Origin of the sequence: Paenibacillus piri (genome assembly GCF_004354045.1) — a bacterium.
Classification (GTDB): domain Bacteria; phylum Bacillota; class Bacilli; order Paenibacillales; family NBRC-103111; genus Paenibacillus_S; species Paenibacillus_S piri.
Genome location: NZ_SMRT01000005.1, coordinates 252911 through 276367, shown reverse-complemented (window position 1 = coordinate 276367; position 23457 = coordinate 252911). Strand labels below are relative to the sequence as shown.

Below are 23457 nucleotides of genomic sequence, written 5' to 3'. Positions count from 1 at the left end.
GTTTTACGCTGGAACCTTCTTTTTAGAACCGATAGCTTTATTTTTGAAATAGTAGTATAAAGGTCCCGCAATACAGATTGAAGAATAAGCCCCGCTCGAAAGACCGATAATTTTGGCCAGGGCGAACAGTTTGATGGACTCGCTGCCGAAAATAAGCAAACAGACTGCTGCGACCAGAACCGTCAATACCGTATTAATATTCCGGGACATTGTCTGCCAAATACTGTCATTCAACAAATGCGATAAATCGTCGGACGTTTTCAGCTTGGTAAAACGGAGATTTTCCCGCACCCGGTCAAAAATAACGATTTTATCGTTGATCGAATAACCGATTGTCGTCAGCACGGCTGCCATAAACGGCAAATTCACCTCAAGACGGAATATCGCAAAAAATGAGATAACCACAAAAGCATCGTGCAAAATCGCGATAATCGAAGCAATCGCAAACCGCCATTCAAACCGGATCGTCACATAAATGCAAATGGCCACACTCGCGATGGCGATCGCGATCAGCGCTTTGTTTCTCAATTCAACGGCCATATCCGGCGATACGGTGTTGATCTCCTGGGACACTTTGTCTCCGAACGCGGCGACAAACGTATCCTTCACCTTTTTCGTCGTTGCATCCGGCAAAATATTATCGAAGCGAGCGGAAATCCGGTCTGAATTCCCCCCGATCGTCACTACCGACGGCTCGACTCCGGCATCCTTGAACACTTGGTCCGCCTTGGCGCGATCTATCGCTTGTCCCACGTTGATATCCATGGACGTTCCGGCACGGAAATCTACGCCGTAATTCAACCCGCTGACGACCAGCATTATCAATCCCAGCACGGTGACGGCTAGAGAGAAAATATAAAACTTTTTGCGATTCTTTATAAAATCGATTTTATAATCCACGGATTTCCGACTCCTTCACACCAAAGTAACCGGGCTTCTTGAACACATTGCCGCGAATCAGCAAATGGATTAATAAGCGGGAAAAGAACACGTTCGTAATAATACTTAAAACCGTACTCAGGATCGTGATCAAAGCAAATCCCCGTATCGCGCCGTTCCCGATGTAATAAAGAACTACGCTGGCAATAATGTTCGTGATGTTCGCATCCATAATGGTTCGGAACGAATGCTTGGACCCGGCACGCAGCGAGGACAAGATGCTTTTGCCGCTGCGGATTTCTTCTTTAATACGTTCGTACGTGATGATGTTCGCATCCACCGCGATCCCGATCCCGAGAATAAAAGCGGCGATTCCCGGCAAGGTCAAGGTCGCATTAAGCAGATCGAACACAAACAGAAGCAGCCATGCATAAGTAATGATCGTGATAGCCGCCACAACACCGGGAATGCGGTACATGGTCAGCATGAAAATCAGAATCAGGATGGAGCCGATAATTCCGGCTTCAACCGTTTGATGCAAGGACTGCTGTCCCAGCGTTGCGCCGACGCTTTGCGTATACTTTTCAGTCAGCTTCAGCGGAAGCGCGCCCAAATTAATCGTATCCGCCAATTTCTTGGCTTCATCGTATGTATAGTTACCGGAAATCGTCGCTCTGCCATCCCCCAGCACTTGTTGGACAACCGGATCGGACAGCTTTGTTTCATTCAAATAAATGGCAAGAGGTTGGCCGATCAGCTTCTCGGTCACCTTTCTAAACTTTTCTTTGTCTTTTACCTGGATCGCGATGTTGGGACGATTGGTCTGGTCAAATTCGACCTTAGCCGCTCCCTCCACAAAGTCGCTGCCAAGCATTTCTTTCGTACCGTCCGGCCCCCGGAATGTCAGCTCTGCAGGTTCTTTCATAATTTTGCGGACTTCTTCTTCATTGGATACACCCGCCAACTTGACGCGGATACGGTCGCTGCCCTCGGTTGTAATTTCCGGTTCCGCAATACCGAGATCGTCCGCACGTTTCTCCAGACTTGCCGCGGTTTGCGTAAGCGAATCTCTCGTTACGGGCTTTCCCGCCTCGATGGGCTCTGCCACATACAGTATTTCAAAGCCACCTTTGAGATCCAGCCCGAGCTTGATTTTACCTAAAAGCTGCGGACTTGTAAGCGCGACCGATGTAAAAATAATTACAACGATGGCTAAAAAAGCGATGATTCTTTTGACGTCCATAACGATCTCCTTCCATACTCAATATTCCTATTATACCCACCTGCGAAAATCGAGTCAATTTGACGATTTATGTTGTTAGCTTTCCCCAGTCCGCGATATTTAGAAAGCGAAGCGCAAAAAAATAACCCTTCCGTTATTATTGGAAAGGGTTCTCCTTGTACATGCTCATTGTCATCCAGTGCATAAACCGCGTCGCTTTAAGCGATAAAATATCATTAACCACCTGATGCAGCAGGGGAACCCCCGTCTTCCTGTACTTGTCGTTAACGCATTCCCACACTTCTTTGCCGGTTACATGCTCGTAGCCCAGCAGATGAAACTCCTCGGCCTTGCTGTTGCAGATCGATTCAATGACCACGTTAAGTTCCGCTTCCGTCAGCTTTTCCGTCGCCGCTTCGGCTTCTTCCTCATCCTCGGGGCGGTCCCGGCTTGATGCCGGCTCCTCCGCTCCGGGCGGCACCGCCTCGGTATGCGCATCGTACGCCGGGGCGTCCAAAGCGGCCGCCGATTGTTCTATATAATGACCGGATACCGCTTCATCTTCGTCTACATCCGCACGCTCCGCGAACTCCGGGCCGTGTTCATGCTTAGCAGCATCATTATCGGTATGTTCCGCGGAAGCCGGGGCGCGGCTTTGTTCAGCGTCTTCTGTCGCGTCCTTCTTGCGATTGTCGTAGTCCATCTGCTCTTCCTCCTGAGCGTTTTTGCGGCGCAAAAACTTGCTTCGTAAGCGTTGAACCCGCACTTGCTTTACTTATTTAAATGGCAAACATATATTGTTTCGCTGCTGCCTGTACAATATCCTTCCTCCGGCGTACGGGTCATGCATAAAAATTGTGCATGGATCGGGACAGGTTCCGCATATTCATAAGAATAAGCCAAGCCTATGCTCTCAATGCAATATGCTTTCGATGCAAGCTTTCCTTGCAGGAAAGCTTAGCTTATGCTTTCGATGCAAGCTTTCCTTACAGGAAAGCTTTAAGGAGGAAAAAAGCCTTGACGAAACAGTCGTTCATCAAAGGAACGCTCATTTTGCTCGCAGCCGGAGTCATCAACCGCATCCTTGGCTTTATTCCCCGTATGGCGCTGCCCCGCATCATCGGACCCGAAGGAGTCGGTCTCTATCAAATGGGGTATCCGTTCATGATCGTCATATTGACACTGATTACGGGAGGTATTCCCATAGCGGTGGCCAAGCTGGTGGCCGCGGCGGATGCCGAAGGCAACGAAGCGAGAGCGCGGCGCATCTTCCGGTTGGCTCTGTCATTCGCTTTCATGCTCAGCTTGCTGTTTACTATGATCAGCCTGCTCGCTTCCCGTTGGATCAGCACTCATCTGCTCACGGACTCAAGAGTTTTTTTCACCTTCGTCTGCATGACCCCGATCATTCTTTTCGCCGGTGTCGGCTCCGTTATCCGAGGCTACTTCCAAGGCAAGCATAATATGATTCCAACCGCGCTGTCACAGGTGACGGAAACGCTGGTGCGAATTGTAGCCGTCCTGACATTCTCCTACCTTATGCTGCCCTACGGAGTCGAATATGCCGCTGCAGGAGCCATGACCGGAGTCATGATCGGAGAATTGGGCGCCCTGCTTGTTCTGTATGCCCACTATCGCCGCGACCGCAAGGAATCGCCGCGTCCTCCGAAAGCTCATATCGGTTCGAAAGCCAATTGGGGCCGCCGCGCACAATTTAAACAATTGCTGCAGCTGGCCGCACCTATTACCGGCAGCAAGCTGGTCGGCTCTTTATCGTACTTTCTCGAATCGATTCTCATTATCCAGAGCTTGGCTGCGGCTGGGGTCGCGACCGCTCTGGCTACGGCGCAATACGGGGCTCTGCAGGGCATGATTATGCCGATATTGCTGCTGCCGAGCGCGCTGACCTACTCCTTGTCTGTATCCTTGGTGCCTTCTTTATCGGACGCTGCGGCGCGAGGCGATATGAAGACGATTCATATGCGGCTCCACCAATCGTTAAAGCTTGCCCTGGTGACGGGCGCCCCGTTCGCCATGATCATGCTCGTGCTTGCCGAGCCGCTGTGCCATTATTTATACGGGCAAAGCCAGATCGCATCAATGCTGAAGATGATGGCGCCGGTCGCGCTGTTCATCTATTTTCAAGCTCCGCTGCAAGCGACGCTGCAGGCTTTGGAGCGGCCGGGCAGCGCATTGATCAATACCTTCATCGGCTCAGCCGTCAAGCTAACCCTCATCTATTTGCTCGCCAGCAAGCCGCAATTCGGCATCCTGGGAGCCATAATCGCCATAAATCTGAACATTGTGCTCGTCACACTGCTGCATTGGCGCAGCGTCGTAAAACTGCTTCAATTCCGCATGCACATGCTGGACTTTGCCAAGGTTGCGCTGGCCATGGGCATAGCTGGGTTAATAAGCTACGCCGTTATGTACACGGGCTGGATACCCGAACAATTGATCCGCTTTGTCAGCTCCTGCGCCTTGGGGCTTGTGGTTTACTTATTGATGTCGATGCTGATGGGGCTCGTTGACCGCAACGACCTTCTTCGGGTTATTTGGATAGGACGAAAAATCGTCAAATGAGCTACCTTTTAAGGTCAATAAACCATTTGCCGCGGTGATCGTAAGAGCAATAAAATACGTCCTTAAAATCTTTAATGCCTTTGGCCTGGAGCTCGTTTTTCAACCAAAAACGAGTCTTATCCAGCTTGCGCAAGCTTTCTTCCTGAACCTTTCCGTCCATAATGAGCGCTACAGGAAGCCCTTCATAGCGGATCGATGACTTCTGCGGCTCATCGGAAGCTGCGTTCGGTTGATCCGGGATAGATTCTTTGTCCTTTGTCTCTTTCTCTATCACCGTGAGTTTGCCGGAAGGCTCCAAAATCGCGAATTCAACGTCGGCGACATCCATCACTTTGCTCTGCCGCAGCTGCAGCAGCAGATCGTCAAGATTGTAGCGGTGGTTTTTCATCTCTTCCCGATCCAGCTTCCCGTTTTTGACAATATAGGTCGGCTCGCCTTCGAAAATACGGCGGAGCTTTTCGCTTTTCAGCGAAATAAAAGCAATCAGTATTTGAATCCCGACTAAGGTCACCATAGGCAAGATGCCGTCAAGCAGCGGTTTTTGCAAATCTTCCAGCACAAAAACGGCGATCTCCGCAATCATGATGGAGATAACCAGATCGAATACGGACAGCTTGCCGATTTCCCGTTTTCCCATGATGCGCATCGTCAAAAAAACAACAATGTAAATCAACACGGTACGTAAAAAAAGAGTCCACATCTCCATGGCTATCCCTCCTGAGACCTTTGCTTTGCCCATCTTCGGCATTCATGTGAGCCGGCTTCGGCCCGCGGCAAGACGTTCGTTCGCTGGAACGGCAGGCTTGCCCCGCAAGCTGTTTCCATCGGTATTTTGGCCTCAACCTATACATGTCATGCAATTTGCTCGTCTACGAATTGTTGGCAATAAGACGGCACCTCTTTTTCATTTAGCCGATTGCACAATGAAACGGCTCCAAATTAGTCCGGCCTGCGCCTGACCAACCTGTACTATTTTGTGGTACGTGCCCATACAATGTGATAAGAGAACCAGAGGCAGGACCTTAGGTTGATTGGAGGAATACCAGGTATGAAACAATCCCCTCTTTTTTCCGGCTTATTGTATTCGATGATCTTCATGCTGCTGGGCACCTTGATGACATCTTTGCTTATGCTTGCGACCAATTTGCAGGAAACATCCCTGTTCAGCTATACCATGAGCATTCATGGCGTAGCCATGTTTGTGGGAGGCATTGTCTCCGGGAAAAAAAGCTTCAGCAAAGGCTGGTATCATGGAAGTATGCTCGGTCTGGTGTATACGCTCATTGTTTGGATGATCGGATTTCTGGCATACGATGCCGGACTTTCCGGACAAACCCTGTACTTGTTGGGCCTATCCTGTTTGGCGGGCGGTCTGGGCGGCATGATCGGCGTCAATCTGAAAAAGTAAGCTGCATAAATCCCCCAAAGTGAACAATTTTCCTGAAGCTAATGCCGATTGTATCGGGGGCCCCAGGTTATTCGCAGGAAATGGCCGCGCGAGCATCGTACCCGGGCACTAAAACAGCCTCCATCGCATGTAGCGAATGGAGGCTGTTTTGTGATCGGACTACTTTTTTTCTTCCGCAGCGGCTGCGGAAGCCGAAATGGCGTTAACCGCAGAACGCTCGAACGTCAGCTTGGTTACATCGTTAACACGAAGAACAACGGTGTCGTCCGTTATTTCCAAAATCGTTCCGTGCAAACCACCGATGGTGACGACCTTGTCCCCTTTTTTCAAGTTGTTAAGCATCATGCTGCGCGTCTTTTGACGCTTTTGCTGAGGACGGATTAATAAGAAATACAAAACGACAAACATTAACACCAACGGACCGTATGTAACTAAATACCCTTCCAATCCCGGAGCAGCAGCAGCTTCTTGAGCAACTAACGGCATCGATAACCCCCCTTTCCTTATACTATACGTTTAAAAACCTTTTCCGTTTTCATCCAATCCGTATTTTTCAAAAAAATGATCGCGGAAGTCGAGCAAAGCGTCATTTCGAATCGCTTGACGGACCTGACGCATCAGCTCAAGCAAAAAATGCAGGTTGTGGTACGTCGTCAACCGAATACCGAATGTTTCATCCGCTTTGATCAAATGCCGGATATATGCGCGGGAATAGTTTTTGCACGTGTAGCACGAGCATTCCGGATCGAGCGGGCCGAAATCATCGGCATATTTGGCGTTGCGGACGACGAGCCTGCCGGAGCTGGTCATGACCGTACCGTTGCGGGCTATCCGTGTAGGCAGGACGCAGTCGAACATATCGATCCCGCGAATCGCCCCTTCCACCAACGCATCGGGAGAGCCGACACCCATTAAATAGCGCGGTTTATGAGCCGGCAGCATAGGTACCGTATAATCGAGCACTTCATACATAAGCGGCTTCGGTTCGCCTACGCTTAATCCTCCAATAGCATACCCCGGGAAATCCATGGAAGTCAACTGGGCAGCGCTTTGTTTCCGCAAATCTTCGTACATGCCGCCCTGTACGATCGCGAACAGCGCCTGATCGTCCGGGCGGCTGTGGCTTTGCAGGCAGCGTTCCGCCCAGCGCGTCGTACGCTCGAGCGATTGCTTGGCATAGCTGTGCTCGGCCGGAAATGGCGGGCATTCATCGAAGGCCATGATAATATCGGCACCGAGCGCATTTTGTATTTCGATCGATTTCTCCGGTGAAATAAACAGCTTGTCCCCGTTCAGATGGGAGCGAAAGGCAACCCCCTCCTCGGTAATTTTACGCATCTCGCTGAGAGAAAATACTTGAAACCCTCCGCTGTCGGTCAAAATCGGACGGTCCCAGTTCATAAATTTATGCAGTCCGCCGGCTTGCCGTACAATGTCGTGGCCCGGGCGCAAAAACAGATGATACGTGTTGCTCAAAATAATATGCGCATCCATCTGCTTCAATTCTTCCGGACTCATCGTTTTTACCGTCGCCTGAGTGCCGACCGGCATAAAAGCCGGCGTCTCGATAACGCCGTGCGGGGTATGGACCCGGCCCAGACGCGCGCCCGACTGCTTGCATGTTTTGATGGGTTCATAAGTTACTGCTGGTGCCAAAATTTCATCACTTCTTTCCTGCGTTAGCTAATAAATAAACATGGCATCGCCGAAGCTGAAAAAGCGGTATCGCCGCTCCACGGCCTCGCGGTATGCCGCCAAAACTTGCTCTCTTCCGGCCAAAGCGCTGATGAGCATCAGCAAAGTCGATTTGGGAAGATGGAAATTGGTCAACAATGCGTCGACGATCTGGAACGTATAGCCCGGATAAATAAAAATCCCCGTCCATCCGCTGCATGCTTGAATGCGTCCTTGAACGCCGCTTTCGCGGGCTGCAGTTTCCAGCGTTCGCGCCGAAGTCGTCCCGACGGCAATCACCTTGCGGCCGTTCGTTTTGGCCGTATTAATCCGTTCGGCCGTCTCTTCGCCGACTTCATAATACTCTTCATGCATTTCGTGCGTCTCCACCTCATCCACGGAAACCGGACGGAACGTGCCCAAGCCGACATGCAGCGTAACATAAGCTAATTGTATTCCTTTTTGCTCCAGTTTATCCAAATAGGCTTCGCTGAAATGAAGCCCGGCCGTCGGCGCCGCCGCGGAGCCTTCATGCTTGGCGTATACGGTCTGGTACCGTTCGCGTTCGGGAAGCTGCTCCTTGATATACGGAGGCAGCGGCATATGACCGAGCCGATCGAGCAGCTCGTTGAATATGCCTTCATAGGCGAAGCGAAGTACGCGGTTGCCCATCTCGCCTGCTTCCTCGACTGTCGCGGTGAGCAGCGGCTTCTCCGTGCCGTCCTCGGCCGTGCCGCCGCCGAATGCGATAACCGCGCCCGTCTTCAACCGTTTGCCGGGACGGACAAGCGCTTCCCATCGGTCCCCATCAAGCTGCTTAAGCAGAAGCACCTCCGCTTTGGCACCTGTATCCGCCTTCACGCCAAAAAGCCGGGCTGGCAGTACCCGTGTATCGTTTAACACGAGTACATCCCCGGCTTCCAAATAATCGATCAAATCTTCAAACTGCCGATGCCCGACGCTGCCGTCCGCCTTGCTCAATGTCATCAGCCTGGAGGACGTCCGGTCCTTGAGCGGGGTTTGCGCAATCAGCGATTCCGGCAATTCATAATCAAACCATTCTAACTGCATATTGTCGTCATTCCTTGATTATCGAGACTCCATCATAATAGGTCTGCAATATTTTTTTGTAATCGTAGCCAAGCTCGGCATAGCCTTTGGCTCCCCATTGGGACATTCCCAGGCCATGACCCGAACCGTTTCCTTTGAAAATGAAGCGCGTCGAACGATCCTTCATGCTCACCCGGTTGCTGCCGCCCATGATGAAAAGCTGCGGTCCCGCCGCTTCCTTAGCCGGTCCGCTGCCCGATGCGATCACAACGTTGGGAGAAGCAGCCGACTGCTTGCGCACGTTGTTATTCGCTCCTAATATAGTATAACTGCCCGTTTCCTCAATTTCAAACCGGGTGCTGGGCAGACCGTTGAAAACGGTGCGCAGCGCATCCGGGTTGGCGGGCTTCAATGCTTGCCCGTTCGCTTTCATTTCCGTAACGCGGCCTGAAGTGCCGCGAGCGGATATTTCCAATCGTTCCAATGCGCCTGTGATCGGCTGCGCCAGCACCGTATTGACTTTCTCCTTCAGCTTGTCCCCTTCGAACGGGCCCCGCAGCCATGAATAGGCGTTCGACTCGACGGCCTGGTCGAAGACGACGAACCGGTCCCCGATGTCCACTTTGAACAAGGCCGGATTCGTTGCATTATCGACAAATGGCGCTGTGCGGACGCTGACGCCGGTCGCATTCGATTCGTAGTAGGGAAGGTCTGCGGCGTTTTTTTGCCCCGTATCTTTCGCGTAAGAAGAATGAATATAGCCGGCGTTCCCATTGGGCAGCACGATCCGGTACCAGACGGCCTTCCCTTTTTCCGCCCCTTCATCAGGCGTCTCCACACTTTTTAAATAACTGACCTTATTCCCCCATATTTCCGTCGATTCGGCCGTCTTCCCACCCGCATTGGAGCTGAACAGTGGGTCGATCAACCCGGACGCATTCGCAAGCACTTCGCCCTGAGTCGCCGAAACGGCGGTTTGAGCCTCGGCGAATTCGGCTCCGGCCCCTTTATAAACCTGATCTATCGTACTGTCGGACACATGTGCGATCTGGTATTTCAAGCCTTGCCTGAGCATATAAGTCCTGGCTGCGACCGCCTGGGCTTTCAACGCTTCCAACGGCCACTCCTTGTTAAGCTCCGAGCCGACGACCGAGGCCAAATATTGGTCGACAGGCAGCTCGTTGACTACCGCAAGCTTGCCGTTCAGGCGCGATAGCTCAAGGCCGCCGCGGTAGGCTCGCTCCGCGCGCTCGAGCACATTGACCGTTTCGGCCGGCTTGGGCGAAACAGCCACCTTTATGCCCATGCCGCCCAGCAGCAAACGCTGCAACGCTCCGGCCGCCTGACTGTCCGGCGAAGCGTCCAGCTCGGCACGCTTCAGCACGTACGACGCCGCCGGATCGACAGGCTGCAGCGCCAGCCCCGGAAAAGCAGCGCTCAGCTGCTGCTTCGCCGTATTCAGCTCGGCGGCGTCGGCTGCCGCCGCGACCAGCACCGCGTACGCGGGTGCACCCGCCGCGACGTCAAGGACGGCCACATCCGCATCAAAGCCGGCCTGCGCAATGGCGGACGCCTGCTGCTGCGCCTGCGCCTCAGCCGCATACACGCCGGCATTCCAATGCAGCGGGCCGGTAACGGATGCGAAGCCTTTGACTGCGCTGCCGACTTCGGGCAGCGCGAGCAGCTTCGTCAGCGCTGCCGCAGCGGCTTCCTTCGAAGCGTACGGTCCAACGCTGACCTGGTAAGCCGCTTTCCCCTGCTTCATGCGCTGCAGGACGGCCGCTTCCGTGTTGGCGTCGCCGAGCTTTTGCGCGAGCGCTTTCGCCTGCGCCGCATCGGATGTTTCCCACAGCAGCACGCGATGCGCGTCTAAAGAAGCTCTGACGTTCGACTTATCGACGGAAGCCAAAACGGTCCCGTCTCCTCCGTTCCCCGCTCCGTTTGCGCCGGTACCGGCTGCGGCTTTCGAGAAGCCGATATCCAGGCCTTTACCGGAAAACAAAGTGACTGCCGGCGTATTCGCGCTGTACTTGCCCGTATCCATAAACAGACCGACCCGAACCATGTCCAGCTTTGGCACAGCCGCCGCATAAACCGCATGCGCAGGTCCCAGAGCCGCAGCTGCGATACCGACGCCCGCACCCAAGGCAGTCAAGCATGCGGCAGTCAGCCACTTGCTGACGATACGTTTCATATTTGTCCCGTTATGCAAGCGGCTTGAAGAATATGTATCTCCCCTGTTCAGCAATGTCAGCAATCCCCTTTCTCATGATGATGTGCGCCGTCTTGTTGAATGCTCAACAAAGCAGCGCCGCACGGTTTGCCGATCATCCCGTACCGATCCCATTTAACCGATAGACTTACCGGTCATTCCTATCGATAACCATCCCGATCATCTTATTGCTAACCTATGTATTAGCGGTTCTCCGGAATCGGCAGCCCGAGATGCCGGTATGCCGAATGCGTGGCCATCCGCCCTCTCGGCGTTCGCTGCAGAAAGCCGATCTGCAGCAGGTAAGGCTCGTATACATCCTCTATCGTCTGGCTTTCTTCCCCGATCGTAGCCGCGATCGTATCCAGCCCGACGGGGCCGCCCTGAAAGCTTTGAATAATGGCTCGCAGCATTTTATGATCGATTTCATCGAGGCCAAGGCTGTCTACCTGAATGCTGATCAATGCCGCTTGGGCAATCCCCAGCGTAATGATGCCGTCTCCCTTAACCTGTGCAAAATCGCGTACACGCTTCAGCAGCCGGTTGGCGATCCGCGGCGTTCCGCGGGACCGCATCCCCACTTCGCGCGCAGCTTCCCCGACGATCTGGACGTCCAATATATCGGCAGTCCGGCTTACGATATACGTCAGCTCGTCAACGTTATAATATTCGAGCCTGCTGATGACGCCGAACCGGTCGCGCAGCGGAGCGGATAACAGTCCCGCGCGCGTCGTCGCTCCAACGAGCGTAAATTTCGGCAGATCGAGGCGGACCGAGCGGGCGCTTGGCCCTTTGCCGATAATGATGTCGAGCGCGAAATCCTCCATCGCCGGGTACAGCACTTCCTCCACCGTACGGTGGAGGCGGTGGATTTCGTCGATGAACAGCACATCGCCTTCCTGCAGATTGGTCAAAATCGCGGCCAAGTCGCCCGGACGCTCAATCGCCGGGCCCGAGGTCGTGCGCATGTTGACACCCAGCTCGTTCGCAATAATGTTGGACAGCGTCGTTTTTCCGAGTCCCGGAGGACCGTACAACAGCACATGGTCGAGCGCTTCCTTGCGCATCTTGGCCGCTTCGATATATATTTTCAAATTTTCTTTGGCTTGCGATTGACCGATATATTCAGCCAAATAGCGCGGACGCAGGCTGAACTCCATCGCCTGCTCCTCCATCATCAGATGGGCGGATATGATCCGGTCTTCCATGATGTCCGTTCCCCTCCCCGCGCATTAGCGCGCCGATTGCTGATACAGCGCCTGCAGCGCCAGCTTCATCACCGCGTCGACGGCTTCGTCTCCCTGCAGCTTCGGCTTGATTGCGTGGCCGGCACTGTCGGCCTCCGCCTCCGTATAACCGAGCGCCTGCAGCGCCGCCCTCGCCTCGCTCCAGGCGTCCCCGCCCTGCAAGGCCGTATAAGCGTCCGCTCCGCCCGTCACAACGGACAAAGAACCCTTATCCGACGGAATGGCGCCGAGCTTATCCTTCAAATCGAGAATCATCCGCTGCGCCGTCTTGCGGCCGATGCCCGGCAGCTTGACCAGAAAGTTGATATTCTCCTGCTGAATTGCAGCCGCAATCACTTCCGGCCGGCCGCCCGCCAGCACGCCGATTGCCACCTTGGGCCCGATCCCGTTCACCTCCAGCAGCAGCCGGAACAGCGACTGTTCCTCTCGCGTCGTGAAACCGAACAGCAGGTGGGCGTCCTCCCGTACCTGATAATGAATGTACAGCGTCGTCTCTTCCCCGTCTTTGCCAGGAACCGCGAACGGATTCGCGCAAAAAACGCGATAGCCCACCCCGCGCACATCGAGCACGACATATTCGGTTTCCCTATGTGCCACGATACCTCTTAAAAAATCAATCATCGTTTATGTACCTCGTTTATTTTTTGCTGCATCGCGCTGGAATGGGCATGGCAGATCGCAACTGCGAGCGCATCGGCAACATCGTCCGGCTTCGGTACTGCGGACAAGCGCAAAAACATGCGCACCATTTCCTGAACCTGCTTCTTCTCGGCTTTGCCATAGCCGACGATCGCCTGCTTCACCTGCAAAGGCGTATATTCGCCGAGCTCCAGTCCTTTCTGTACCGCCGCCAGCAAGAGAACGCCCCTGGCTTGCGACACCGACATCGCGGTCGTCACATTGCGGTTAAAAAACAGCTTCTCTATCGCCACCGCATCGGGCTTGTATGTATCGATCAGCTGCACCATCGAATCGTATACCATCTTCAGCCGAAGCGCGCTGTCCGTATGAGCCTCCGTCTGGATGCAGCCGTATTGAACCGGCACCAGCCGGCTGCCTTGTTTATCTATCAATCCGAAACCGACGATTGCGATTCCGGGGTCGATCCCCATAATCCGCACTGCTGGCACTCTCCCATCGTTCCAAAAGCGAACATATGTGTTCACCTGCCCATTATATCAGAAATTACCACTCCTGAACACGTCCAAAAAGGCACAAAATACCTGCCTCCAAGGTGAAGCCGTTTCTCAGAAGCTTATTCCGATCCCTTTCGGAAGAACCCCGGTTATCCGCAGAAATTTGCCGCGCATAATTTCCTAAATCAAAAAAAGCCCGCCGTTTATACCGGCGGACTGCTTACGGGAGCTTTATTGTAATATTTTTTTCGATTCCTCCACCGCAAAATCGGCAAAGGTGGATAGCACGCTGTTGTATTCATCCAGATTGCTGACCGGGATTCCCCGGTACAGCTGCTTCACCGTCTCGCGGGGCAAACTGCTCTCGAGAAATTCGATATTGAGCTGGAAAAACGTGCGGATTACCTGCTTGTCTCCCGGCATGCCTTCGAACAAAGATAAATTACCGTTAGCATCCATTCCGAAATAGGCGTTGGTTTTACATTGCGGCGACAAATCCTCGACCTGCTCGTTAAAAATGACGCCGCCTGCTGAATTTATTTTGACAGTCAACAAAGGATGGTCTTTATGATATTGCAAAATTTGCTGCGCGGTCATGAGGCCAAGCCGCTGTACTTCTTCGCCGCATACATATGATTTTTGAGCATACGCCTCGCGCTGCCCTTCAATTTGTTTAATCATCGCCTGAATTTCTTCCTCCGGCTGTGCCTGATCGATTTGTCGGGTAAACACTTCCTCCGCCGACGTCCATTTCAAATCCGTAGCTTGAGTCTTGTCCCGCAGCAGCACGACGGCCAGGCTGCCGATTCCGGCCAGCAGTAATACGGCCGCCAAAGTCAGCCATCGACGCTTCCAACGCAGCTTTTTTTTCAATTTGCCAAGCAAGCTGAAAAGCATCTTCCGTATCCCCTTTTTATATACCGAATAGTTCTTACTATTTTTGCCATGAATACGGATATTTATACAGATGGCAGCTGCACAGGTAACGGTCGGACGAGATATAGCGCGGCGGTTCCATATGGCATTCAAGAACGGATCGTTATAGCGCCGAGGCAACAAAAAACGGAAGCATTCCGCTTCCGGCAATAGTCTGGCTATCGTTTTATCCGATTACGACTTTATCGGGTTAAGACCCCCACCTCTAAGGTGGGTCTTAAATCAGGTGGGGTAGAGTCCCCATCTGATTCCCCGATGTTCAGTAAAGCTGAACGAGTTCACTTTATACGTTGATCCATGGACTTCTGCGCTCATTCACTTTGGAGGAACCGGTTCTGCGGCGTTTTTTTTGGGCAAGCTTCCGAAGCGTCGCTTCGAAATTATTGGATCTTCTGCGCGAGCTTTTCGTATTCTTCACTTTGACTTTCTCCGTTTTACGGGTACTTTTTGCCGGCGCCTGAGACGATCCGCTCGTTTGCGCAATTTGCGCAGTTTGCGTAGCTTGCGCAGCTTGCGCCTGTTCGCCAGTCCTGTCATGACAGCCACAGTTGCAGCCTTTGTGACCAACCGCATACGGGCTTCCATAAAAGGGGAAAGCAGGCATCGGGTAGCCCATATTCGGATATGCGCTCGTCATGGCCAGATTGTCGTAAGGCATCGGCGAGTAAGGAATATCCATGCAGTACATACCGTAAGCGAAAGGCTCGGCTTGAAACGGATGCGGGTACTGGTAGGCCGGCAGGACAGCGGAAGGCTGCTCCGCAGCCGGATATTCCATATTCGGCGCATGCGGGTACTGGTAGGCCGGCAGGACAGCGGTAGGCTGCTCCGCTGCCGGATATTCCATATTCGGCGCATACGGATAAGGAATTCCTTGCTCATACGCAGGGAAGGCAGGTCCGCCGCAGCCGCAGTCGTGATAAACGGGATGCTGCGGATACGACGGGTAAGCAGGCAGCGGCATGGCTGCTTGGTACGGCTCGAAGGGAACGTTTCCCATAGAAGGCATTTCCGCCATAGGGGCATACTGGGGCGCTTTCCCGTACGAGGCTACCTCGGTTGCAGGCATTTGAAACTGCATAAACGGATTCATGTCATGCGCTTGTTCAGCCCCGTAATGAACGTTATTCTCATAAGCCGGGAATTGTTGGGCGGATTCATAAGGCGCTCCATACATTTCGTTGGCTCCATGCTCGGCCGCAGGCGAGATTGGCATCGTTGGCATGTAGTTCTCAGCCGTTTGGATCGGAAGTACCGGATACTCGGGCATTTTGTTCTCAACCGTATGAATTGGAAGAACGGGCATCGCTGGTATATAGTTCTCTGCCGTTTGGATCGGAAGTACCGGATACTCGGGCATTTTGTTCTCTACCGTATGGATCGGAAGAACGGGCATCTCGGGCATTTTGTTCTCTACCGTATGGATCGGAAGAACGGGCATCTCAGGCATTTTGTTCTCTACYGTATGGATCGGAAGAACGGGCATCTCGGGCATTTTGTTCTCTACYGTATGGATCGGAAGAACGGGCATCTCGGGCATTTTGTTCTCTACCGTTTGGATCGGAAGAACGGGCATCTCAGGCATTTTGTTCTCTACCGTTTGGATCGGAAGAACGGGCATCTCAGGCATTTTGTTCTCTACCGCATGGATCGGAAGAACGGGCACATTCTCATTTTCCTGAGCAGGCGCGATATACGAGGTATTCTTTTTATGATGCGGGTAATTCTCCGGATGCTGGGCTGTAGGCTGCTTCATTTTGGGGATAAAGACAATTTCGCCAGTCATCAGCACATTCGGGTTTTTCAACTGCGGGTTCGCTTCGATCATGTTTTGCAATGGGACGTTCCATGCCTTACCCAGCTTCCACAGCGTATCGCCCTGTACCACAACATGCTTGTAAAGATAGTCGCCCGGCGGAGTGGCAGGCTTCGTCCCGGTCGGGATTTTCACCTTCATGCCGACTTCAATCACGTTAGGATCAGCGATTTGCGGATTAAACGCGATTAACTTATCCAGCTCTACGTTGTACTTATTGGCTATGTCGTAGAGCGTGTCGCCTTTCTTTACCATATGAATCTTCACTGCACAAACCTCCTTGGGTTTTTCGTGAGATGCTTTCCTGTCCCTTATTTCCAAGGATCCCCAGAAAGGACTCTCCACTAACGTACACTTCGTTTGCACTGCAATTCACAATGGCGGTATTCCCCGCATGAAAAAAACATTTGAACCACATTCATGCACCTAAACAAAATGACATTACAGTCTATGCAGAAAGGTGGGCAATTGACCATCATTTCCAGAAAAAAATACGCATAAGCCGTTGCAAAAAAAGCCTCCGGCAAATACGGAAGCCGGTTCATGCGGATCACCGGACCGTTCCAGTCCCGCCAAGCGGCAGCGGGAAGAATTTAAGTTGACTCTGCCAAAGCGGAGGATTCATGGAGGCGCAACATCCCGTTTGCGGCCAAACGGGGGCGCCTTTCGTTGAAGGGATGGCTGCCCGGGCGGATCGCTTAAGAAACAAAAAAAGAACCGCAACGCACCAGCTTTCGCCCGATGCGCGGGTTCTTCGTTTATTGATTTCGCAGAATGATTTATTCGATTACGACTTTATCGGGTTAAGACCCCCACCTCTAAGGTGGGCCTTGAATCAGGTGGGGTAAAGTCCCCATCTGATTCCCCGATGTTCAGCATAGCTGAACGAGTTCACTCGTATACTTTGACGCCGTCGATTTCAACCAGCTTGCGGAATTCCTTAAGCAATTGCGTCGTAATCGGACCCGCCTTGCCTTCGCCGATCGTTCTCGCATCCACCTCGCGAACCGCAATAACTTCCGCGGCCGTTCCGGTGAAAAACACTTCATCTGCGACATACACGTCATGCAGCGTAAACGGCTCTTCCTTGAGCGTATAGCCGAGCTTCTGGCTGATTTCGATAATCGCCGCACGGGTTATGCCCTCCAGCGCACCGCAGTAGCATGGAGGCGTATATATAACCCCCCGTTTCACGATGAAAATGTTATCGGACGAGCCCTCCGCCACATAGCCCTGTGAATTCAGCATGATCGCTTCGCCCACGCCGGCCAGGTTGGCTTGAATTTTAACCAAAATATTGTTCAGGTAGTTCAACGATTTGATCTTCGGATTCAAGGCGTCGGGCACATTGCGGCGGGTCGATACGGATACGGTCTTCAGCCCGTTGATGTATGCTTCCTCCGGATAAATCGACAGCTGCTCGACAATGATGATGACGTTCGCTTTGGGCGAACGGCGCGGATCAAGCCCGAGGTCTCCGGGGCCGCGGGATACGACCAGACGGATGTAACCGTCGCGCAGCTCGTTGCGGCGGATCGTCTCGCTCAACACTTCCTGCATTTCCGTCTGCTTCAATGGAATGTCGAGCATGATCGACTTGGCCGAATCGTACAGTCTGTCCAAATGCTCCCTGGATTTGAAGATGTTGCCGTTGTAAATCCGGATGCCTTCGAATATACCGTCGCCATACAAAAAACCATGGTCATAGACGGAAACCTGCGCATCCTCCTTGCTCACATACTTGCCGTTTAAGTAAATAACTTGCGCCATTTCTCTTACACCTCCGCGTGTAAAGGATCATAAGTATAAGTGGGATAACAGCCCAATATGCGAACCTGACAGCCGATGGCTTCAATCTCTTGAAGCGCTGCAGGAAGCAAAACGGAATCCATCGAAGCCTCGATATCGATAAAGAAATAATAAGTGCCAAGTTTCTTTTTGGTCGGCCTTGATTCGATCTTCGACAAGTTGATGCGCCGCCATGCAAACGCCGAGAGCATCTGATGCAGCGCTCCCGGATAATCCTCGGGCAATGTGACGAGAATGGTCGTTTTGGTCGAGCTCGGCTCCGCCGCCAGCCGAATCGGCTCGTTGCCGACCAGCACGAACCGGGTATAGTTGTTATGGTGGTCCTGCATATCCCGGGCCCAAGTGTCCAAGCCATACAGAAGCCCCGCCGAAAACGGCGCCAGCGCCGCCACGTCCGGACGGCCCAATTCCTTCACCTGCCTGGCCGCTTCGCCGTTGCTGCCTACCTGCTCCAGCTCGGCGTGGGGCAAATAGCGCTGCAAAAACTGCCGGCACTGCGTCAAGGTGACGCCGTGTGAAATGATCTTGGTCAGGCTGCGGCAGTCGGCCTCCAGCGATTCTCCGACGGGCCGCACGCCATGCAGGCTGATTGAAATCGGATACACCCATTCCGCCTGCATCGGCAGATCGACTTCATTCGCCAGCCAATCCAGATGAAGCCGGACGGAACCGTCGAATGTGTTTTCGATCGGAATGACGCTGTAGTCGCTCGCTCCGTTAACCGTTGACATAAAAACATCGTCTATCAGCTTGCAGTTGACGTATTGGAACGCTTTATTGCCTAAAAAATGATGCGCCGATTCTTCGGTGTACGTACCTGGTCCTAAAAGCGCGATTCGCTTCATGCGCGGACCTCTCCTTTGATGTTTTCGAATAATGTACACCTTTCATCAAAGTGTGTCAACACCTGTACGCCGCTCTTGTCGGGCTTTAGCCACAGCAGCGTCGCCTCGATCTGCTCGCCGCGCAGCGTATCGAGCAGAAACCGCTCCAGCTCCGCCTTGCGGGAGCTGTCCCGCTCCACGAGCGCGAGCATCGTCGGCCCCGCGCCGCTCAAGGCCACGCCGAGCGCGCCGTGCTCCGTCGCCTCGGCGAGAATATGCCCGAGCCCCGGCACGAGCGGGGCGCGATAAGGCTGATGCAGCGCGTCTTTCATCGCGCGCGGAATCATGTCGAGCCGCCCGGTGCAGAGGGCGGCGACGAGCACGGACGAATGCCCGACGTTGAAGACGGCATTCGCCAGGCTTTGCTCGCGCGGCAGCACATGCCGCGCCTTCTCGGTCTGCAGCTGGAAGTGCGGGATGGCCACCAGCACTTCCAGCCTGTCGTCGGGCTCGATGCGGATATGCTCCGCCCGCTCCCCGTCCCAGAAAGCGACGACCAAGCCGCCGAAGAGCGAAGCCCCGACATTGTCGGGGTGCTGCTCCAGCTCCGTCGCCATCTGAAACAGCGTATCATCGGACAGCGGGCTGCCGATGAGCGCATTGGCGGCGGCAAGGCCGCCGACGATCGCCGAGGCGCTGCTGCCCAAGCCCCGCGCCAGCGGAATGTCGCTGTACATCGATATTTCCAGCTCCGGATGGCTGACGCCCGCTTTCGCGAACACCATCTGGGCCACCTCGTAAAGCAGATTCGACTTGTCCGTCGGTATCCCGTTCATCTGCTCGCCGATCAAATGGATGATCGTTTGATCGGCGATGCTCATTTCGATCCATGCGTATACGTTAAGCGCCATCCCGAGCGTATCGAAGCCCGGCCCCAAATTCGCCGTGCTGCCCGGTACCTTGACGCGTACTTTCCGGCTGCCGTTCTCCATCATAAAACTCCTTTAATTTTCCAGCTTTTGAATCGCGTCCATAACCGCTTCTTCCGAATCTTTTACGACCATCGGATCGCCGTTCACGCTCTTGATCGCGATATTAGGATCCTTCAAGCCGTGTCCGGTCAATACGCAGACGACGGATTGGCCTTTCTCGAAGTAGCCTTCCTGCTTCAGCTTCATCACGCCGGCGATCGATGCCGCCGATGCCGGCTCGGCGAAGATGCCTTCGCGCGCGGCGATCGTCTTGTACGCATGCAGGATTTGCTCGTCGGTCACATAGTTGATCTGACCGCCGGAATCTTTCGCGGCGGCAACGGCGCCCTGCCATGTAGCCGGATTGCCGATGCGGATCGCCGTCGCGACGGTTTCCGGGTTCGGAATCGGTTCGCCACGCACGATCGCGGCGGAGCCTTCGGCTTCAAAGCCGATCATTTTCGGCAGCGACGCCGATTTGCCTGCGGCATGGAATTCCTTGAAGCCTTTCCAGTAGGCGGTAATATTGCCGGCATTGCCAACCGGAATCGCCAAGTAATCCGGCGCTTTGCCAAGCTGCTCAACGACCTCGAAGGCCGCCGTTTTTTGCCCTTCGATCCGGAACGGATTAACCGAGTTGACCAGGGTGATCGGATGCTTCGCCGTAATCTCGCGCACGATCTCAAGCGCGCGGTCGAAGTTGCCTTCGATCGCGATGACCTTTGCGCCGTAAATGATCGCCTGCGCCAATTTGCCGAGCGCGATGTTGTTGTTAGGGATCAGCACGATGCAATTCAAGCCGCCGCGTGCCGCATAGGCCGCCGCCGCTGCCGAGGTGTTGCCGGTCGAAGCACACATGATCGTACGGCTGCCTTCCTCCATCGCTTTGGCTACAGCCATCACCATGCCGCGGTCCTTGAAGGAACCGGTCGGATTCAAGCCCTCGTATTTGAAGTAAATATCGAGATCCAGTTCATTGGACAGGTTTTCCGCATGAATGAGCGGTGTATTGCCTTCCTGCAAAGTAAGCATCGGCGTTTTGTCGGTAACAGGCAAGTACGACTTGTAGGTTTGCAGTAGTCCCATGTATCTCATTTGAATATTAACCCTCCACTCGGTATACGCTCTTGATGGCGTGGACAACGTCCATCGCTTCGAACTGCTTCAACACTTTTTTCATTGCCGCCTGGTTGGCGTCATGGGTAATAATGATAATTTCCGCTTTCGGATTCAGCGCGTTCGGATGCTGCAGCACCGATTCCAGACTTACTTCATGCTCGGCAAACACCTGCGTAATTTGCGCCAGAACCCCTGCTTTATCTTCCACATGCAGCAAAATAAAGTTTTTCGAGGCGATCTGCTCGTCGGTCTTCAGCTTCTTCTCCTTATAGGGCGAAAATCCGCGCTGGCCGTTAATGCCCAGCTTCAAATTGCGCACCACGGCGACCAAATCCGCGACGATCGAAGTAGCCGTAGGCATTTCGCCAGCGCCCGGACCGTAAAACATCGTCTCGCCCACCGCTTCGCCGTATACGTACACGGCATTGTACACGCCGTTCACGGAGGCCAGCGGATGCGACATCTTCACCATGGTCGGCTGCACGCTGATGCTGATGCGATCGTCGTTGCGCTCGGCGATGCCAAGCAGCTTCACTTCGTAGCCCAGCCGTTTGCCGTAGGCGATGTCTTCCTTGCTAACCTGACTGATCCCGCGCACTGAAACGTCGCTGAGCGCAACGTTGGAATGGAAGCCGAGCGTTCCGAGAATGGTCATTTTGCGGGCGGCGTCAAAGCCTTCCACATCGGATGTCGGATCGGCCTCGGCGTAGCCGAGCTGCTGGGCTTCCTTCAGCACGGCCTCGTAAGCTGCGCCCTCCTGGCTCATTTTGGACAAAATGTAATTCGTCGTCCCGTTGACAATGCCCATAATTTTCGTAATGCGGTCGGACGAAAAGCCTTCGATCAGCGTACGGATAATCGGAATACCGCCCGCCACGCTGGCCTCATAGTACACATCGCAGCCCTTTTCGGCGGCTTTGGCCAAAATTTCCGGACCATGCAGCGCCATCAAATCTTTGTTCGCCGTGACGATATGCTTCCCCCTCTCCAGCGATTCGATAATGTATTGCTTGGCCAGGTCGATGCCGCCCATCACTTCCACGATGATATCGATCTCCGGATCTTCGATCACATCCCACGGACTTTCGGTCAGCTTGTCGGCTGGTACGGCTACCGCCCTTGTCTTGCTCTTATCCTGCACCAAAACTTTCGCAACCTCGATGGCCGCGCCGGTTTGGCTCAACAAGTCATGCTGATGTCCTTCCACGATGCGAACCACGCCGGTACCGACAGTACCGAGTCCCAGCAACCCCACTTTGATTGGCTTCATATAGGTTCCTCCTCCAAGTTATCACTCATCGTCTCTATCTGTATGGATCAGTCTGACAGCCTTGGGCAATAAGCCCGCCGCAATCGGCTCCCTGCTAGCCTTGGCCGATCAACGCGGCCCGGCTGACGCCGTCCTGATCCCGCAGCCGTTCCAGCAAAAACGCGACATTCTCACTCATCTGCGACGTTTCCACCGAAATGACCACATTAGCCACACCCTGCAGCGGAATCGTCTGATGGATCGTCAGCACATTTCCTTCGAGTCCTGCAATCATCGCCAGCACCCTGGACAAAATGCCCGAACGATGCTCCAAATCCATCGAAATGGTCACGATCCGCTCCCGCTCCAGCTTGCTTAGTGGAAAAATTCCGTCCTTGTACTTGTAAAAGGCACTGCGGCTCAGCTCCACCTGCTCAACCGCTTCGTGAATCGTCTTTACTTCCCCCCGGGCCAGCAGTTCCTTCGCCTGGACGGTTTTAACCAACGCTTCAGGCAAAATATCTTCCCTGACCAAATAGTAACGCTCATGCTCATGGCCGATTGGTTTGATCTCTGCCGTTTTTTTATCCAGCACGGTAACAGTCCTCTCTAAAAAGACGAATGTTTCTACATAGTGGACATTATATCGAAAACAGCGCTATCCGGCAATAGGCATTTTTCAAGTTCAGGCAGGTGTCATCAAATTTCCACAACTGTACTCTAGGAAGCGGTACCGATCCATGATACAGTGGGTAGGAATTCACGGTACAGGCAGGCTAAAAACCGTACAACCGCTCTATGTAAAGGGGAGGATTCGTTTGTTCCGTACACGTATGATAGCTACCGCTATGCTGTTTAACGGCAACGACCTGTTAATGATGAAACGGTCGCCCCAGCGCACATTGAATCCCGGCATGTGGGCCGCTGTCGGCGGTCATTTGGAGCCGGAGGAGCTGAACGATCCGCGCGCCGCCTGCTTGCGGGAAATCTATGAGGAAACCGGGCTGCGCGAAGACGAAATCATCGATTTGCGGCTTCGATACATCCTCATACGCGCCAATCGGCAGGAATTGCGCCAGCAGTTCGTCTATTCCGGATACACCGCCCGCAGAGATACGATCCAAACCGATGAAGGCGTGCTTCATTGGATTCCGCGGACAGAGGCGCTGCAGCGTGAAATCCCATTTATTTTTCACCGCTTGCTCGAACATTATTTACAAAACGGACCCGCTCCCCATATATGGGTCGGGACGGCCGGATTTACCGATACGGCACAGCCGACCGTTCATTGGACCGCATTATGCGATCCCGGCGCCGTATAG

Annotated in this window: 22 protein-coding genes; 3 read left to right on the top strand and 19 right to left on the bottom strand. The window is 53.6% G+C overall.

Annotated features, from left to right (window positions below; translation table 11 throughout):
• Positions 1 to 3: 3 nt before the first annotated feature.
• From secF to E1757_RS37065, 3 genes are all read right to left on the bottom strand, one after another.
• The gene (secF, locus tag E1757_RS13800) at positions 4 to 900 is read right to left on the bottom strand and encodes a protein translocase subunit SecF (RefSeq protein WP_133228961.1); all 897 of its coding nucleotides are present in this window, start codon (positions 898 to 900) and stop codon (positions 4 to 6) included.
• Positions 890 to 2122 carry a protein translocase subunit SecD gene (gene secD / locus E1757_RS13795; RefSeq protein WP_133228959.1) on the bottom strand — a complete coding sequence of 411 codons (1233 nt, stop codon included), beginning with the start codon at positions 2120 to 2122 and terminating at the stop codon, positions 890 to 892. The genes secF and secD overlap by 11 nt, the downstream gene beginning before the upstream one ends.
• A 136-nt stretch (positions 2123 to 2258) precedes the next feature.
• On the bottom strand, positions 2259 to 2804 hold the full coding sequence (locus E1757_RS37065; protein WP_133228957.1) for a post-transcriptional regulator: 546 nt from the start codon (positions 2802 to 2804) through the stop codon (positions 2259 to 2261).
• A 314-nt stretch (positions 2805 to 3118) separates the two neighbouring features.
• Between E1757_RS37065 and spoVB the strand changes: the two genes are divergently transcribed.
• The gene (gene spoVB, locus E1757_RS13785; protein WP_133228955.1) at positions 3119 to 4684 is read left to right on the top strand and encodes a stage V sporulation protein B; all 1566 of its coding nucleotides are present in this window, start codon (positions 3119 to 3121) and stop codon (positions 4682 to 4684) included.
• A gap of 1 nt (position 4685) precedes the next feature.
• On the opposite strand, the gene E1757_RS13780 is transcribed toward spoVB, so the two are convergent.
• Complete coding sequence (locus E1757_RS13780) at positions 4686 to 5390, bottom strand: DUF421 domain-containing protein (protein WP_133228953.1); 705 nt, start codon at positions 5388 to 5390, stop codon at positions 4686 to 4688.
• Between the two features lie 342 nt (positions 5391 to 5732).
• Between E1757_RS13780 and E1757_RS13775 the strand changes: the two genes are divergently transcribed.
• Positions 5733 to 6092, top strand: a complete 360-nt coding sequence (locus E1757_RS13775) for a TIGR04086 family membrane protein (RefSeq protein WP_133228951.1) — start codon at positions 5733 to 5735, stop codon at positions 6090 to 6092.
• Positions 6093 to 6251: 159 nt separating this feature from the next.
• On the opposite strand, the gene yajC is transcribed toward E1757_RS13775, so the two are convergent.
• The 15 genes from yajC to E1757_RS13700 all read right to left on the bottom strand — a co-directional run bounded on the left by yajC (position 6252) and on the right by E1757_RS13700 (position 22730).
• Positions 6252 to 6578 (bottom strand): preprotein translocase subunit YajC, encoded by a 327-nt coding sequence (gene yajC, locus E1757_RS13770; RefSeq protein ID WP_133228949.1) that lies wholly within the window; start codon positions 6576 to 6578, stop codon positions 6252 to 6254.
• 30 nt (positions 6579 to 6608) lie between these two features.
• Entirely contained in the window at positions 6609 to 7748 is a 1140-nt protein-coding gene (gene tgt, locus E1757_RS13765; protein ID WP_133228947.1) for a tRNA guanosine(34) transglycosylase Tgt, read from the bottom strand.
• Positions 7749 to 7775: 27 nt separating this feature from the next.
• Positions 7776 to 8837 carry a tRNA preQ1(34) S-adenosylmethionine ribosyltransferase-isomerase QueA gene (queA, locus tag E1757_RS13760; protein ID WP_133228945.1) on the bottom strand — a complete coding sequence of 354 codons (1062 nt, stop codon included), beginning with the start codon at positions 8835 to 8837 and terminating at the stop codon, positions 7776 to 7778.
• Positions 8838 to 8844: 7 nt separating this feature from the next.
• Entirely contained in the window at positions 8845 to 11010 is a 2166-nt protein-coding gene (locus tag E1757_RS13755) for a SpoIID/LytB domain-containing protein (protein WP_133228943.1), read from the bottom strand.
• 221 nt (positions 11011 to 11231) lie between these two features.
• Complete coding sequence (gene ruvB, locus E1757_RS13750; RefSeq protein WP_133228941.1) at positions 11232 to 12236, bottom strand: Holliday junction branch migration DNA helicase RuvB; 1005 nt, start codon at positions 12234 to 12236, stop codon at positions 11232 to 11234.
• A gap of 24 nt (positions 12237 to 12260) precedes the next feature.
• Positions 12261 to 12896 (bottom strand): Holliday junction branch migration protein RuvA, encoded by a 636-nt coding sequence (gene ruvA, locus E1757_RS13745; RefSeq protein WP_133228939.1) that lies wholly within the window; start codon positions 12894 to 12896, stop codon positions 12261 to 12263.
• A complete protein-coding gene (gene ruvC / locus E1757_RS13740) occupies positions 12893 to 13396 on the bottom strand; it encodes a crossover junction endodeoxyribonuclease RuvC (RefSeq protein ID WP_133228937.1) in 504 nt (167 codons plus the stop codon). Before ruvC ends, ruvA begins: the two co-directional genes overlap by 4 nt.
• 246 nt (positions 13397 to 13642) lie before the next feature.
• Positions 13643 to 14308: a BofC C-terminal domain-containing protein gene (locus tag E1757_RS13735; RefSeq protein WP_133228935.1), complete on the bottom strand. Its 666-nt coding sequence runs from the start codon at positions 14306 to 14308 to the stop codon at positions 13643 to 13645.
• 322 nt (positions 14309 to 14630) lie between these two features.
• A complete protein-coding gene (locus E1757_RS13730) occupies positions 14631 to 16430 on the bottom strand; it encodes a LysM peptidoglycan-binding domain-containing protein (protein ID WP_133228933.1) in 1800 nt (599 codons plus the stop codon).
• 624 nt (positions 16431 to 17054) lie between these two features.
• Positions 17055 to 17933 carry a branched-chain-amino-acid transaminase gene (ilvE, locus tag E1757_RS13725; protein ID WP_133228931.1) on the bottom strand — a complete coding sequence of 293 codons (879 nt, stop codon included), beginning with the start codon at positions 17931 to 17933 and terminating at the stop codon, positions 17055 to 17057.
• A 5-nt stretch (positions 17934 to 17938) separates the two neighbouring features.
• Positions 17939 to 18817 carry a prephenate dehydratase gene (gene pheA, locus E1757_RS13720; protein ID WP_133228929.1) on the bottom strand — a complete coding sequence of 293 codons (879 nt, stop codon included), beginning with the start codon at positions 18815 to 18817 and terminating at the stop codon, positions 17939 to 17941.
• Positions 18814 to 19788: a homoserine kinase gene (thrB, locus tag E1757_RS13715; RefSeq protein WP_133228927.1), complete on the bottom strand. Its 975-nt coding sequence runs from the start codon at positions 19786 to 19788 to the stop codon at positions 18814 to 18816. The genes pheA and thrB overlap by 4 nt, the downstream gene beginning before the upstream one ends.
• 12 nt (positions 19789 to 19800) lie before the next feature.
• Complete coding sequence (gene thrC, locus E1757_RS13710) at positions 19801 to 20862, bottom strand: threonine synthase (RefSeq protein WP_133228925.1); 1062 nt, start codon at positions 20860 to 20862, stop codon at positions 19801 to 19803.
• A gap of 7 nt (positions 20863 to 20869) precedes the next feature.
• Positions 20870 to 22156 carry a homoserine dehydrogenase gene (locus tag E1757_RS13705; RefSeq protein ID WP_133228923.1) on the bottom strand — a complete coding sequence of 429 codons (1287 nt, stop codon included), beginning with the start codon at positions 22154 to 22156 and terminating at the stop codon, positions 20870 to 20872.
• A 94-nt stretch (positions 22157 to 22250) separates the two neighbouring features.
• Entirely contained in the window at positions 22251 to 22730 is a 480-nt protein-coding gene (locus tag E1757_RS13700; protein WP_246079188.1) for an ACT domain-containing protein, read from the bottom strand.
• Positions 22731 to 22953: 223 nt separating this feature from the next.
• On the opposite strand from E1757_RS13700, the gene E1757_RS13695 reads away from it, so the two are divergent.
• The gene (locus E1757_RS13695) at positions 22954 to 23457 is read left to right on the top strand and encodes an NUDIX domain-containing protein (protein WP_133228921.1); all 504 of its coding nucleotides are present in this window, start codon (positions 22954 to 22956) and stop codon (positions 23455 to 23457) included.

What these genes read in the sequence shown, in the direction of transcription:
- secD (WP_133228959.1), bottom strand. Translation starts at nt 2,122, where the DNA reads ATGGACGTCAAAAGAATCATCGCTTTTTTAGCCATCGTTGTAATTATT.
- E1757_RS37065 (WP_133228957.1), bottom strand. Translation starts at nt 2,804, where the DNA reads ATGGACTACGACAATCGCAAGAAGGACGCGACAGAAGACGCTGAACAA.
- E1757_RS13780 (WP_133228953.1), bottom strand. Translation starts at nt 5,390, where the DNA reads ATGGAGATGTGGACTCTTTTTTTACGTACCGTGTTGATTTACATTGTT.
- E1757_RS13775 (WP_133228951.1), top strand. Translation starts at nt 5,733, where the DNA reads ATGAAACAATCCCCTCTTTTTTCCGGCTTATTGTATTCGATGATCTTC.
- yajC (WP_133228949.1), bottom strand. Translation starts at nt 6,578, where the DNA reads ATGCCGTTAGTTGCTCAAGAAGCTGCTGCTGCTCCGGGATTGGAAGGG.
- queA (WP_133228945.1), bottom strand. Translation starts at nt 8,837, where the DNA reads ATGCAGTTAGAATGGTTTGATTATGAATTGCCGGAATCGCTGATTGCG.
- E1757_RS13755 (WP_133228943.1), bottom strand. Translation starts at nt 11,010, where the DNA reads ATGAAACGTATCGTCAGCAAGTGGCTGACTGCCGCATGCTTGACTGCC.
- ruvB (WP_133228941.1), bottom strand. Translation starts at nt 12,236, where the DNA reads ATGGAAGACCGGATCATATCCGCCCATCTGATGATGGAGGAGCAGGCG.
- ruvA (WP_133228939.1), bottom strand. Translation starts at nt 12,896, where the DNA reads ATGATTGATTTTTTAAGAGGTATCGTGGCACATAGGGAAACCGAATAT.
- E1757_RS13735 (WP_133228935.1), bottom strand. Translation starts at nt 14,308, where the DNA reads ATGCTTTTCAGCTTGCTTGGCAAATTGAAAAAAAAGCTGCGTTGGAAG.
- ilvE (WP_133228931.1), bottom strand. Translation starts at nt 17,933, where the DNA reads ATGGCGCAAGTTATTTACTTAAACGGCAAGTATGTGAGCAAGGAGGAT.
- pheA (WP_133228929.1), bottom strand. Translation starts at nt 18,817, where the DNA reads ATGAAGCGAATCGCGCTTTTAGGACCAGGTACGTACACCGAAGAATCG.
- thrB (WP_133228927.1), bottom strand. Translation starts at nt 19,788, where the DNA reads ATGGAGAACGGCAGCCGGAAAGTACGCGTCAAGGTACCGGGCAGCACG.
- thrC (WP_133228925.1), bottom strand. Translation starts at nt 20,862, where the DNA reads ATGAGATACATGGGACTACTGCAAACCTACAAGTCGTACTTGCCTGTT.
- E1757_RS13705 (WP_133228923.1), bottom strand. Translation starts at nt 22,156, where the DNA reads ATGAAGCCAATCAAAGTGGGGTTGCTGGGACTCGGTACTGTCGGTACC.